The organism is Colwellia sp. MB3u-8, from assembly GCF_014076985.1.
In the GTDB taxonomy this organism is placed as follows: Bacteria; Pseudomonadota; Gammaproteobacteria; order Enterobacterales; family Alteromonadaceae; genus Cognaticolwellia.
Genome location: NZ_JACGVA010000068.1, coordinates 446,248 through 460,191, shown reverse-complemented (window position 1 = coordinate 460,191; position 13,944 = coordinate 446,248). Strand labels below are relative to the sequence as shown.

At 40.3% G+C, this 13,944-nt stretch carries 13 protein-coding genes; 6 read left to right on the top strand and 7 right to left on the bottom strand.

Features of this window, described 5'->3' with window-relative positions:
* From H4J54_RS14445 to ccmE, 3 genes are read left to right on the top strand one after another with little or no spacing between them, the layout of a single operon-like run.
* Positions 1 to 756: a heme ABC transporter permease gene (locus H4J54_RS14445; protein ID WP_182191727.1), complete on the top strand. Its 756-nt coding sequence runs from the start codon at positions 1 to 3 to the stop codon at positions 754 to 756.
* The gene (gene ccmD, locus H4J54_RS14440; RefSeq protein ID WP_182191678.1) at positions 746 to 979 is read left to right on the top strand and encodes a heme exporter protein CcmD; all 234 of its coding nucleotides are present in this window, start codon (positions 746 to 748) and stop codon (positions 977 to 979) included. Before H4J54_RS14445 ends, ccmD begins: the two co-directional genes overlap by 11 nt.
* A gap of 11 nt (positions 980 to 990) precedes the next feature.
* A complete protein-coding gene (gene ccmE / locus H4J54_RS14435) occupies positions 991 to 1,503 on the top strand; it encodes a cytochrome c maturation protein CcmE (RefSeq protein WP_182136432.1) in 513 nt (170 codons plus the stop codon).
* Between the two features lie 180 nt (positions 1,504 to 1,683).
* Here the strand turns inward: ccmE and H4J54_RS14430 are convergent, their stop codons facing one another.
* Positions 1,684 to 2,292: a TetR/AcrR family transcriptional regulator gene (locus H4J54_RS14430; protein WP_182191677.1), complete on the bottom strand. Its 609-nt coding sequence runs from the start codon at positions 2,290 to 2,292 to the stop codon at positions 1,684 to 1,686.
* Positions 2,293 to 2,608: 316 nt separating this feature from the next.
* Between H4J54_RS14430 and H4J54_RS14425 the strand changes: the two genes are divergently transcribed.
* Together H4J54_RS14425 and H4J54_RS14420 are read left to right on the top strand one after the other, a co-directional pair.
* Positions 2,609 to 3,775, top strand: a complete 1,167-nt coding sequence (locus H4J54_RS14425; protein WP_182191676.1) for an efflux RND transporter periplasmic adaptor subunit — start codon at positions 2,609 to 2,611, stop codon at positions 3,773 to 3,775.
* A complete protein-coding gene (locus H4J54_RS14420; RefSeq protein WP_182191675.1) occupies positions 3,772 to 6,861 on the top strand; it encodes an efflux RND transporter permease subunit in 3,090 nt (1,029 codons plus the stop codon). The genes H4J54_RS14425 and H4J54_RS14420 overlap by 4 nt, the downstream gene beginning before the upstream one ends.
* A 115-nt stretch (positions 6,862 to 6,976) precedes the next feature.
* On the opposite strand, the gene H4J54_RS14415 is transcribed toward H4J54_RS14420, so the two are convergent.
* From H4J54_RS14415 to H4J54_RS14390, 6 genes are all read right to left on the bottom strand, one after another.
* The gene (locus H4J54_RS14415; protein ID WP_182191674.1) at positions 6,977 to 7,123 is read right to left on the bottom strand and encodes a hypothetical protein; all 147 of its coding nucleotides are present in this window, start codon (positions 7,121 to 7,123) and stop codon (positions 6,977 to 6,979) included.
* Positions 7,124 to 7,149: 26 nt separating this feature from the next.
* Entirely contained in the window at positions 7,150 to 7,500 is a 351-nt protein-coding gene (gene rraB / locus H4J54_RS14410; protein WP_182191673.1) for a ribonuclease E inhibitor RraB, read from the bottom strand.
* On the bottom strand, positions 7,500 to 8,273 hold the full coding sequence (locus H4J54_RS14405) for a 1-acylglycerol-3-phosphate O-acyltransferase (protein ID WP_182191672.1): 774 nt from the start codon (positions 8,271 to 8,273) through the stop codon (positions 7,500 to 7,502). The genes rraB and H4J54_RS14405 overlap by 1 nt, the downstream gene beginning before the upstream one ends.
* Before the next feature lie 153 nt (positions 8,274 to 8,426).
* On the bottom strand, positions 8,427 to 9,182 hold the full coding sequence (locus H4J54_RS14400) for a VacJ family lipoprotein (protein WP_182191671.1): 756 nt from the start codon (positions 9,180 to 9,182) through the stop codon (positions 8,427 to 8,429).
* Complete coding sequence (locus H4J54_RS14395; RefSeq protein WP_182191670.1) at positions 9,182 to 10,477, bottom strand: alpha/beta hydrolase; 1,296 nt, start codon at positions 10,475 to 10,477, stop codon at positions 9,182 to 9,184. The genes H4J54_RS14400 and H4J54_RS14395 overlap by 1 nt, the downstream gene beginning before the upstream one ends.
* A 409-nt stretch (positions 10,478 to 10,886) precedes the next feature.
* The gene (locus H4J54_RS14390) at positions 10,887 to 12,665 is read right to left on the bottom strand and encodes an acyl-CoA dehydrogenase C-terminal domain-containing protein (RefSeq protein WP_182191669.1); all 1,779 of its coding nucleotides are present in this window, start codon (positions 12,663 to 12,665) and stop codon (positions 10,887 to 10,889) included.
* A gap of 315 nt (positions 12,666 to 12,980) precedes the next feature.
* Here H4J54_RS14390 and H4J54_RS14385 point away from each other — a divergent pair, with 315 nt between their 5' ends.
* Complete coding sequence (locus H4J54_RS14385) at positions 12,981 to 13,940, top strand: hypothetical protein (protein WP_182191668.1); 960 nt, start codon at positions 12,981 to 12,983, stop codon at positions 13,938 to 13,940.
* The last annotated feature ends 4 nt before the right edge of the window (positions 13,941 to 13,944 follow it).

The following is a 13,944-nucleotide window of genomic DNA, read 5'->3' as shown; positions in this document are numbered from 1 at the left end:
ATGTGGAAGTGGCTTCACCCTTACGCAAACCCTGAGATTAGCTATCATTTTGCGGGTAAAATATTACCTTGGTGCGCGCGCCTAGCCTTTGTTTTTTTAGCTATTGGTATTACCTGGGCCTTACTATTTGCCCCTGCTGATTATCAACAAGGTGATACCTTTAGAATATTCTATTTACATGTACCTGCGGCTATGTTGTCTATGGGTATATATTTAGGCATGGCCATTGCAGCGTTATCTAGCTTAGTGTGGCAATTAAGACTTGCTGATGCTACAGCGGCTGCCATGGCACCTATCGGCGCGACTTTTACTTTTATCGCCCTCATTACCGGTGCGGCCTGGGGCAAACCTATGTGGGGTACGTGGTGGATTTGGGATGCCCGACTGACTTCTGAGCTGATATTATTATTTTTATACTTGGGTGTTATTGCTTTACATAATGCTTTTGAAGATAAAAATTTAGCAGGCAAAGCAGCTGGCATTCTTGCCTTAGTGGGGGTGATTAATTTACCGATTATTAAATATTCTGTCGAGTGGTGGAACACCCTGCATCAAGGGGCAACTGTGAGTAAACTAGGCCAACCTTCGATGACTGCAGATATGTTTTGGCCATTTTTGGTTTGTTTTATTGGTTTTTCTTTTTTAGTCACAGCGTTAATCTGCTTGCGTTTTCGCAGCGAAATACTCAATCGCAACAGTATGCGCCCTTGGGTACGTGAATTAGTGGCTACTGAGGAGAAAGCGCATGCAGTTTGATAGTTTCAGTGCTTTTATCGCTATGGGCGGCTATGGCTTTTATGTCTGGTTATCCTATGGTGTTAGTATTTTAGCTTTAGCCTTATTAGTTTTTTCGAGTATCACTGATCATAAAAAAATTAAGCAGCAAATAGCTCAACGTGAAAAACGCGAAACAAAATTACGTCAGGCGGCCGAGCTACAAAACGCACAAACCCGTGCTGACATCAGTCCTAAAACTTAAGAGGTAACAGTATGAATCCCCGTCGTAAGAAGCGATTAACTATAGTCACGTCAATAATCATCGGCTTAGGCGTTGTTGCCGGGCTTGTTTTGTACGCGTTAAGTCAAAATATTGATTTATTCTATAAGCCTTCTGAAATATATAATGGCAAACAAGATACCGGTCTTAAAGCCATTAACGGCCAACGCTTGCGTATTGGTGGTTTAGTGGTGCCAGGCAGTGTGCATCGTAATAGCGAAAGCTTAAAAGTAAGCTTTAAACTCGCCGATATGAGAATGCCTATTAGCTTCTCTGAGACTGATCCAACCGTTACCGTTAGCTATGACGGTATTTTGCCTGACTTGTTTCGTGAAGGACAAGGTATTGTCGCTAATGGTATTTTAGTGAATGGTAATGTCATTGAAGCGAGCGAAGTATTAGCAAAGCATGATGAAAATTATATGCCAAGAGAGCTGCTTGACGATGCGACTGAAAAGCCAGTTAACTCCAGTTATAGCAAGAATCTATTAGAAACAACTTACTAGCACAAACAAACGCATAACGACAAAGAAAGCGAACTCACTCTAGCTAGGTTCGCTTTCTATTTTGGTAAATACGGCTATTTTTCCCTACTTACTTTCGCTACTGGCTTTCACTACTGGCTTTGCCAACCATATTAGCCGTGTAAATACCTAAACGATAAATTAAGCATTAGTCGTTAAAAACTAAAGCGAATAGCCCTTAGTAAACATGGCAATACTCGATTTTAAATAGCGATTAATTTCTGTTTCAGATAGTTGTTTTTTGGTATTAAATTCCACACGCATCCAACATTCTCCTTTCACCATATTTAAAAACTGTAGTGCAGCAAATTTAGGTGTTGGAATAGCTAATTGTTGCTTGGTGTCGAAGTCGGCCATCAGTATTGCCACGTCATTAACAATACGTTCTGGACCTTCTTGATAAAATAGCTCTGACAACTGGGGGTATGATTTTGACTCATAAGCACAGATTTTATGAATAGCCAGTGCTTCCTTTGAGGTCAGCATAGCCAAAAAACGTTTCGCCAAAACAAATAAAATTTCTGCCGGCTCATTGGCGGTATCTAGGCCAATTTCAGTCATATGGTATGAATCACACTTTTGCTTTATTGACGCGGCAAACAATTCATCTTTATTACCAAAATGGCTATAGACAGTTTGTTTTGAAACCCCAGCATCTTGGGCAATTTCAGCCATACTAGTTGAGCTATAGCCTTGCTCAGTAAACAACATGGTAGCGGCATCAAGAATTTGTTTTCTTTTACTTTCGCTTTTACTTCGAATATTTGCCATACACCCCTATTACCCATATTAACTTTATACATTTACTTTATACATTTACTTTATACATTTACTTTATACTTAGCTCACGAGCTCAATACTTAGTAATGAAAATTACATAAAACGCCTACAGTTCGATTTACTATTATAACAGTTCCATTAAGATTGTGATCTTGTTATGCGCAGGCCATCTCAAGATATTCATTTCAGTGGCCGTAAAAACTATTGCTATATCACATAACATACCTCAAATTAGACTAGACAGTCTAGTTTGACTAAACTAGACTAACCGGTCTAGTTTATATGTTATACGTTTAAGGTGCATTCCGTGTTTATAGATCAGCGTACTACAAGGTTTTTTCGCGTTTATGGCTTAGTTTTTTTCTTCGCCTTACTCACTGCTTGCTCTGAACCTAGTCAAGAAACTCAGCCAACAAGGACACAAGCAAACAAACAAAGTGCTAATTACCACCAAAGCGCCGACATTCGCACCATATCACCCAGTATGTCTTACGACATTGAACGAGCCTATATTGGCAAAGTGGTCAGTAAACAGCTGACGTCATTAAGTTTTGAATATGCCGGTAAAGTTGCTAAAGTGTATGTCGATAGTGGTGACCTTGTTAGTCAAGGCCAATTGCTAGCAGAATTTGATACTGAACTCCTCAGCATTCAACGCCAAGCAATAGTGGCAACCATTGAGCAGTTTCGTGCACGGGCCGAACTCAATCGTCTCAACTTATCTCGTATCAATAATTTAAGGACTAAAGGTTACAGTTCTAAACAAGCCGTAGATGAGCTAGAAGCTGAAAAAACAATCATCAATGCTGATATTTCCCGTCAACAAGCAAATATAGCCAGTATTGAATATCAAATATCACACGCGAAACTCCACGCTCCTTTCGCGGCAGTGATCAGCAGCCGTACCGTAGCCGAAGGAGAAAATTTCAGCCCCAATCAAAACGCATTTAACCTTATCCAACAGGCTGATCACGAAGTATCTGTTGGCGTACCTATTAAGGTAGCCAGCCAATTAATGGTAGGGCAAACACTCTCTGTTACTTTAAATAAACAAACGCTCACCGGACAAATATTAGCGATTGGTAAACAGGTGCATCAAGTTAGCCGCACCATTGAACTGCGCCTTAGCCTTAAGCAAACATCAACTTTCTATAATGGCCAGTTAGCACAAGTCAATATTGAACAACGTGTTGAACAAGCCGGTTTCTGGCTACCTTTGTCGGCTTTAACTGACGGTATTCGTGGCCAATGGAATGTTTATCAGGTTACGGCAACCCCCCATGATTTATTGACCATATCAGCGACTACAGTTGAGGTGAAATACACCACACTAGATGCCGCCTATATTACTGGTTTACCCTTAGTGACACACGAAGTCATTGCTAGTGGTGTGCATCGCTATGTGCCAAGACAAGTAGTGAAACGGGCCAGCGAAGCTATCAAGCAAGTGGTTAGCACAGGACAAATTTTATGATACGTTCATTTGTTAAAAATGGTCGTTTAATGTCCTTGATGATCACGCTGTTAGTGGTGGCGGGTTTAGGGGCGTTAAGTAATTTACCCCGTACCGAAGATCCAAGAATAACCAATAGAATCGCTAGCGTTATTACGCAATTACCGGGTGCTAGTGCTGAGCGAGTTGAAGTACTGATCAGCGAGAAAATAGAACAAAGTCTTAGAAAACTACCAGAAATAAATCTACTCAAGTCAAATTCTCGTGCGGGTATTTCAATTGTCCAAGTGCAATTACAAGATGAAATTACCGATCCCAAACCAATATGGTCACGGGTTAGAGATTTACTGAACGATCTCAGGCCGAGCTTGCCAAACGGCACACTAACACCGGTACTAGAAGACGACAGAGGTTATGCTTACACCCAAATAATTGCCCTAAATTGGCAAGGTAGCGATACACCCAACATTGCTATTTTAGGTCGCTATGCTAATGAATTACAAAATCAGCTAAAACTGGTTTATGGTACAGATTTAGTCACTATATTCGGCCAAGGCTCAGAGGAAGTGCTGGTCGAGATAGACCCAGTTATTAGCAGCCAATTAAACCTTTCAATCAATGATATTTCAGAAAAAATTCTTAATGCCGATGCTAAAGTATCGGCAGGAAAGCTCACCAACGCATTCAATCAAATGCAAATAGAGTTGGTTGGTGCATTACATGATACCAACCGCATTAGTAACATCTCGATAAAAGCTGATGATAATGGCAACTTGGTGCGCTTGGGAGACATTGCTGATATTCGAAAAACAGTCAATTACCCGCCAACCGAAATAGCCATGGTCAACAATCAACAAGCGGTAGTTGTTGCTACCCGCATGTTGCCAAACTTGCGTATCGACCAATGGAGTGCGTCGGTGCAAAAAGCGTTAACCGCATTTACACAAACGCTACCTAATAATGTCACTTTGGAGGTGATATTCGATCAAAGCAGCTATACCGAAGCGCGTTTAAGCGACTTAGTGGGCAATATCGCATTAGGATTTGCCATTATTGCGGCAGTATTACTGATTACCTTAGGCTGGCAAGCCGCTTTGATTGTAACCTTATCGCTGCCATTAACCGTGTTGTTTACCTTATCCGTGATGAATTTTTATGGCCTCCCCATACACCAAATGTCGGTGACGGGTTTAGTGGTTGCTTTGGGTATTATGGTGGACAATGCCATTGTGATGGCTGATACAGTAAAAAACAATATCGAAAAGGGCCAACGTAGGCTTGACGCGATAGCCAATGCAGTCAATCACTTATGGTTACCTTTGCTGGGTTCAACATTAACCACCATTTTAGCCTTTATGCCGATTGTGCTTATGCCAGGGCCTGCCGGTGAGTTTGTTGGCGGTATTGCGCTCAGTGTTATATTTTCTTTAGTGGGCTCTTATATTATATCTCACACCCTTGTTGCTGGCTTAGCCGGTCGTTTTATTAGCCGACACAGGCATAAAAATTCGACTTTTTGGTATCAAAGTGGGATTAGGTTACCGGCATTAAATCGTGGCTTTGTGCGTTTGCTTAACTGGTCACTACTACACAGGAAACTGGTGATCACCTTGGTAGTTTGTTTGCCTTTATTAGGTTTTATTGCCGCTAAACAGCTGCAAGAGCAATTTTTCCCCTCCTCAGATCGTGACATGTTTCAGGTTGAACTTTTTTTACCCGCACAAAGCAGCATAATTAATACTGAGCGAGTTAGTAAAGTGCTTACCAACTACCTTGAAGCACTCGATGGCATTGAATCGGTGCGTTGGTTTATCGGTAAAAATGCGCCTTCTTTTTACTATAATTTAATGCCAACCAAAGATGGTGCACAGTATTATGGCCAAGGCATGGTAACCGCAACAAATTTTTCGGCGGCAAATCGTTTAATTCCCCAAATTCAACAAACACTTGATGATATGTTGCCTGAAGCGCAAATATTAGTCAGAAAACTTGAACAAGGCCCGCCCTTTAACGCACCGGTAGAATTGCGTGTTTTTGGCCCAAATCTTGACCGTTTAAAAACAATTGGTGATGATATTCGCGCTTTTATGTCAGCGACCCAAGACATTACCCATAGCCGTTCAACACTACAACCTGGCACGCCAAAAGTTTGGGTTAATATTGACGAAGCAAAAGCTAACTTAGCTGGCTTGTCGTTAGTACAGGTCGCCAAGCAACTTAATACCACACTGTCAGGTCAAACTAACGGCTCGGTTATTGAAGCAACTGAATCAATTCCTGTTAGGGTCAGAATTGGTAACGAACAACGAGATGACTTAGCGGCATTAGCCAACATCAACATTATTAATCCAAGCTCAAAACAGCCAATTGCCCTAACTGCCATCGCAGATTTAGAGATTAAACCCAGTCGCGGCGCCATTCCGCATCGCAATGGGGTACGAGTGAATGTTATTGAGGGCTATATTCGTGCAGGCGTTTTACCGTCCATCGTACTTAATCGAATTAAAGACAATATGGCTAAGGATGACTACAAATTACCTAATGGTTATCAAATAGAATTCGGTGGTGAGTCGGCAGAGCGCAATAAAGCAGTGGGTAAACTCATGGCCAGTGTTGGCTTGATATTAACCCTGCTACTTACAGTTGTGGTGCTGTCGTTTAATTCTTTTAGGCTCAGTGCGATTATATTTTTGTCCGCATTTCAATCCATTGGCTTAGGCTTACTGAGCGTTTATATTTTTGATTATCCCTTTGGCTTTACCGTTATCATTGCTTTATTAGGTTTAATGGGACTGGCTATTAATGCGGCTATTGTTATCGTAGCTGAACTAAAAATGGATGAGAAAGCGATACAAGGTGACCGTACAGCTATTATTCGCTGCGTACAAAGTTGCGCCCGTCATATTAGTTCAACGACTATTACTACTGTTGGTGGCTTTCTGCCGTTAATTCTTGCGGGTGGCGGCTTCTGGCCACCTTTTGCTGTCGCGGTGGCCGGTGGTACAGTGTTAACCACACTGTTATCCTTTATCTTTGTCCCGGCAGCGTTTTCACTATTAAGTCAACGTAATGCCTTTGAATTAACAAAACAACCCGTGTTAACTTAATACGCTCTGATAAAATGCACTTGACAAAATGGCTAGCGTTATCGTTAATAAAGCTTTGTTGGCCATAAATATCAGTAATAAAAAAACGCAAAGTGTAACACTTTGCGTTTTTTTATTAATCAGGATTAAAGCCGTTTTTAATATTCTCTATGCGCTCTTGATGCCGATGATGCGCCTTGCGTGTGGCAACTAAAAACACAGCTACAATCGCAATTAATAGCGCTAAAATTTCAGGTTGTAATAAAGTATTTAACCATTCCATTGGATAACCTTTTTATCGTGAGTTACTTATTCTTCGAAGTAGGTACCCCAACCATCATAATCCACGTTGCATTTTTTTGCTAATTCGAACATCGTTTTTGTTTCATCAAAAATAATATCAAAGTCTAAAGCTTGTTCGCTCACAATATCGAAAGCAAAAACTTTCTCTCCGTTTTCTAATTCGGCCTCTTCTGGCTCTTCAATTTCAAAGCCGCTTTTAAATGCTGTAATCGCCGCTTTTTCTAGAGTATCAAAGTCTACACTGGAAAAATGATGTTCAATTGTATGGTGAACTTCTTCATTTGTGCCATCTTCAACTAGTGTAGCGATCAATTGCTCGGTATGTTCTTGCCATTGTTGCAATGCTTCATCAATCATTATTTTATCTCACTTGTTTGCTTATCTGGCGAATTTTGGTCATCTACTTGTGGTAGCTTACGGCCTGTTTCAATATTCAATTGTTCAATTTTCGCTAGCATGCCACTGCGGGTTTTATTAGTTATGTTACGAATTTTATCTTTATCTTCGCTAGATAAATATACCGGTGGTAAAAATTCAATAATCATTTTACCGTTATCCCAACGATTTAAGTCTATGGTTTTATGAGTGTTGCTTGCACAAACCGGAATAATCGGTACATTAGCTTTTGCCGCCGTGCGAAATGCGCCTGATTTAAAGGGTAATAAACCACGGCCATAACTGCGCGTACCTTCTGGAAATAACCAAACAGACAACTTTTTTTCACGAATTTTTCTAGCGGTAGTATCGATAGTATTCATGGCTTTATTTTTATTTTTTCTATCAATTAAAATATTACCCGTTAGCCAATACATTTGACCAAAAAAGGGGATCCATTTTAAACTTTTTTTGCCAACACTAACCGTTCCGGGTTGAACAGCATTACTGACGGTGAAAATATCATAGCTATTTTGATGATTACAAATATAGACAACAGGGCCCATGTTTTTTGACGACTCAGGTATTCTAACCTCAATCTCTAAACCTAAAATTTTTGCGACTTTGCCAAGGTAATTAGCTGTATGATGAACATTGTCGCGATGAAATGGCCTAATCAAACAGAATAAAATTGAACAAACACAGATGATAACTAAAGCAAAAGTCATCAATATGACACGAATAACTGCTAACAAAAGACATTCCTATAAAATTTACCAGGCGTGATTATACCTGTAATTAATAAAATAGCTAAATCTACCATTAATTGTTATCGCTAAGCTACATTAAGATACCTAACACTGGGCTGATTCAGCTGAATTTGGTCGCTGCAGTTTATGTAAACTGGGTTAACGAGCAACCTGAATTTCACGATACTTCTTATAAAGTAATTTTAAGTAGTCATATTCAAATGCTGAACCCGAGCCGTAGTAGCGAAAAGGTAATCTGGCTCTCGCATCAATACTGTTCAGTAGTGAGAGATAAAGTTCCTCTTCAGATTTCATCCCCAGCTCATCCATAACTTGTTGATCTGCTAAGCCATCAAAGACAAGACCGCTAGCATCACGCAATGACGAGGGTCCCAACAGAGGTAAAACGAGATATGGTCCGGCCTTAACGCCCCAAAATCCTAGTGTTTGACCAAAGTCTTCATCTTGCGCGACTAAACCCATGGGTGTTGCAATGTCGATTAATCCTGCTAAACCTAAGCTTGTATTAACCGCGAAACGACCTAATGTTTCGCCAGCCACTGATAATTTACACTGCAATAACGAATTGATAAACGTTGATATTTCCGCCATATTATTAAAAAAATTACTCAGCCCAGTTTCAACAACATCAGGGGTGATTTGCTTATAGCGAGTCACTATGGGTAATAAAACGTATTCATCGGCTTTAGCATTAAAATAATACATACGGCGATTAAACCCCTCCCAAGGGTCGGAATAAGCACTCATCACACCAAGTTCTGCCGGATTATCTGGTATCGCAATGATCGGTTTTATTGCCGTACTCTCTAATTTTGGCTGTGAGGAGCAGGCTAACAATAAAAAACACAGGGCGATAAGGAATAACTTAGAACACTTATTGGCAAGCATTGGCATTAATTTAGCCCTCCTTGAAACGTAGTCTGTAGATGCTCAACAAAACTGAGTCTATCTAGGTTGCCACAGTGTCCACCACGAGGAAAAATTTTCGCCCTATCGGTAAAAATGCTCTGCAAATACTCGACCTCACCCGCCTGTAAAATGATATCGTCTTGATTGGTGACCAAATAAATTTTATCCGATGCGGTTAAATAATCTTCAATGGCATGTAGGCTGTAACGTTCGATCAAATCGGCTTTAGTAATGCTGGCATCTTCGCGCTGGGCTCTGGGTAACATGGCACGGTCAAAATAATCACCAAAGGTGATATCACTGGCACGTTGCAGTGAATGAGTTAAACTCTCAAGTTTGCTTATCCTGTGATTTTTATAGGTGATTGCACCCGTGTTAAAACTAACATCGATGGCAAATATCATATCTGATGACGATATTCTAAACGAGGCGCCAATTAACAGTTTTAATTCGGCTTCAGTTAAGGCGACATTTTTAAATAAACTGAATATTGAGCCTTGATCAAATCTTGAAGACCGTTGTGCTGCGTAAACAATGGAAAAGCGGGAAAAAATATCATCAAACATAGCAACCGCCGCTTGTCGATTGTCACCTAGATCAAAGTATTTATCTAAAATACTGACTGAGTTATATAAACTAACCGGTGGGTTAATCAGAAGAACTTTTTCAAAGTTAAACGCCTGTTTTTCTTCATCAAGTAGCGATATAAATGCTGAATGCGCACCACCTAAGCTGTAACCAGTAAGAGAAAATGACAAGGCCTCTACTGCGTCTTGAGCTTGAACTTGTGTCCAAACTAAATTCATCACCTGATATAAATATTCTGCGTCATGCGCTAAATCACCCGGCATGTAACGAGTGTTAGGTGAGTTAACAATAAAATTAGCAAAGGTTGGCGATGACAATGAGATGACATGATAACCCTGCTGAAAAAAACTTTTTTGCAGACTGAGCATTTTCACACTATCGTAGCTTGCTCCAGTACCGGCAATAATAAAAATCAAGGGTGCACTCGCCTCTTGCTTTATTAACGAGTATTTCATTTTTTTGTTAAACCAAAATACCTCAGAAATTTCATCTAACGGTTTAATCGTTATACTTTTATTAATAATGTCTAATGACTCTGGTAGGTCAGCAGCCACTTCTTGGCAGTAGCCGGTAACGGTTGCTTGATAAGACGAATAGGCTAAATCGCATACCGGTTTGCTCACAACAACTTCATCTTGTTTACTGCTACATGCTGCTAGCATTATGATGAGTAATACACTCAAAATACGCACTGATTTCTCCTTAATCCTGTGTGTTTAAAAATTTGATATCTACCAAACACCTATGACCTAGCCATAAACCTAGCCATGCCAATCAGTTTTCTAAGTGGTTGCTAACATAATGAATGGGCTATAAAGTCGAGCATTCGCTGTGAAGTGTCTTATCATTTTATCAGTGAACTTTTCAGTAAACTCTTCAGTGAAATTTGGTGCAGACTGATCAATAGTTAGTTCACTGAATGCTACTGAATATCCTACATGATAGATACCTCAAATAGCTATAAAGTCGCTTATTGTCTCACATTACTGATGCGAATTTGAACCACTGATGGTTGATTTAAGCCATCAAAAATTAAAAGCCAATTCAAGGTGATTGAATTGGCTTTTTTATCAGGTATTTAATGGCGATTAAAGCGGGTCTTTAAAAAAGTTCTTCAGCTATATCAAACATCGCACTTTGGCCAGATTTCGCTGAGGCGATCAACGACTGAGTACGCGGTAATAACCGGGCAAAGTAGTAACGAGCAGTGCGTACTTTACTTTCATGGAAAATTTTATCATCGTTAGCAGCCAGCGAAACTTCTGCCATTCTAGCCCAAACATAAGCCATCGCCGTATAACCAAATATGTGTAAATAGTCATTGGCCGCACAACCCAGTTCTTCTGGCGAAGTCTGTGCTGCGGTTAACAAGTATTGCGTTAACGCTTCAAGTTCATCTGTGGCCTTAGCCAAAGGTTGAGTAAACTCTTGCATAGCATCCACTTTATCCGCTTGGATATAGTCACGTACTTCTTCAAGAAAGACGGCCACAAATTTGCCTTTACTACCGGCCACTTTACGGGCTAACAAATCCATCGCTTGAATACCGTTAGTGCCTTCATAAATTTGTGCAATACGGGTATCTCGCACTAACTGCTCTTGTCCCCATTCTCTAACGTAACCATGACCACCGAAAACTTGTTGACCAGCAACGGTATTTTCAAAGCCAAGATCAGTGAAAAACGCTTTAGCAATCGGGGTCATTATAGCAACAAGTTGATCCGCTTTGACTTGCGCTTCACCCGTACCATAAGTCGCAATATCTAATTGCATAGCCGTATAAGTTGATAAGGCACGTGAACCTTCATTTAACGCCTTCATGTTTAACAACATGCGACGAACATCACCATGTACTAATAACGAGTCAGCTTGGGCATCAGGTGACTTAACACCAGATAAAGAACGCCCTTGAATTCTATCTTTGGCATATTCTAAAGCATTTTGATACGAGCGTTCTGCTGCACCTAAACCTTGGATACCTACACCAACTCGTTCAAAGTTCATCATAGTAAACATGCAAGCTAAGCCTTTATTGAGCTCACCGACTAAATAACCTTTAGCCCCGTCAAAATTCATCACACAAGTAGCTGAAGCATGAATACCCATTTTATGTTCGATAGAACCACAGCTAACATTGTTTTGTTCACCGATTGACTCATCATCATTAACATTGAATTTTGGTACCAAGAATAATGAAATTCCACGAGGTCCGGCGGGAGCATCAGGTAATTTAGCTAACACTAAATGGATAATATTCTCCGTCAGATCATGCTCACCAGCGGTAATAAATATTTTTGTCCCTGACACTAAATAACTGTCATCAGCTTGTGGCACCGCTTTCGTTCTGATCATGCCTAGGTCAGTGCCGGCATGTGCTTCAGTTAAGCACATGCTTGCACACCAGTCGCCGGCATAAATGCGCGTTAAATACCGGTTCTTTAATGCTTCACTACCATGTTTTGCTAACGACAAGCCAGCGCCAGCAGTTAATCCTGGGTAAAGTGAAAATGAAATATCAGCCGAACATAACATTTCTTCATGAAATGCGGTCAACATTTTAGGCATGCCCATGCCGCCAAAGTCAGGGTCTCCGCCTAATGAGGTCCAACCACCTTCAGCATAAGTCTTAAATGCTTCTTTATAGCCAGGTGCTGTGGTGACTTTACCCGCATCGAAACTAACCCCTACTTCATCACCATTGCGCGACAATGGTGCTATTTCTTGCTCTGCAATTTTTGCACAACCTTCCAAAATTGCTTCGGCGGTATCTCGGTCAACCCGATCAGCTAATGCCGGTAATGACTGCCATAATTTATCAGCATTAAATACGTCATATAACAAAAAATTCATATCTTTTAAAGGTACTTGATAGTCAGCCATCACATTCTCCAAACAGGTAATTTAAACAATTAATTAAAACACTCGTTTGAATATATAGCAAAGACAGTAAAAGTAAAAGTAAAATGATAAATTCGCCTGTCATTAAAAATCAACCTCATAGCCTTTTCATTGATTAGATCAATGATTTTATAGCCAGTAACAATGACTAAATACCAAGGGTTTTTTAATAACTGCTTGTTATAATTATTAAATAAAAAACAAAATAGTGGCTTATTTTAACCAGCAAAAATGCTCACAAAGTGAGTGAAATTGGTATAAGCTTGAGGCGTTAATATTTAGCGATAAAGGTGAGTAGTGAGATTTTTTGGGGCAGTGGTTATTTTAATATTATGCTTTGCGACTATGACGTCGGCGAAGCAGCTTGATTTTAATAAAACAACAACCGATGAGCATGTGCAATTTAACTACCAATGGTTAGACCAAGCTCAGCAACCACAAGCGTTGAGTTTTTCTATTAATAAAATGCCCTTATTTGATCGCTTTAGAAACTTTAAAAGTTATAAAGCCAACCACGCTAGAAAATACGTTGATCAGCAGATGAGAAAACAACTAACACAACACCCTATCACTGATGTCAAAGTTACATTTTTAGGTCGTGGTAATAATTTACAAATGGAACTCAAAAGTGAAAATAAAACAGCACTTGACCAAGCGTATCTCAGCATAGCGCAACTTGAAAAAGACTTTATGAATGAGCATTTAACCCGTAACTACTATACTCAATTTGTTGCTTATGATAACAGCGTAGCCATTAAGCCCGACCATGTTCGCTTCGCACAAGAGTCATTTACTGATCTTTCCGTACTAAAAAGCCTTATTTTAGACCGTGTTGGTGAGGAAAGTGTAAGAAAAGTTAGTAATTATGTGCTCGGATTTATCCAAAGCATTCCTTATGCTACGTTAGAATCTAGGGTGACATCAACCGGCGCGGGGTTTAATCCGCCGCTGCAAATACTTTGGCAAAACCAAGGTGATTGCGACAGTAAAGTAACCCTGACCGCCGCTATTTTTAGAGCGCTAATGCCACGTATGAAAATGATGCTAGTTTTTATCGATAATCATGCCCTACTCGCGATAAATATCCCAAGCGAAGGCGATGAGCTAACCATCACTATCGATGGCCTAGACTACATTTTAGCTGAGCCCACTGGCCCAGCGATGATGCGCATTGGTGAATTATCAGCAAGTGCTGAGTTTGCCATACGCAATGGCCGCTATTATGCCGAAGCTTTTTTTGCCGACCCTAGTGCTTAATATA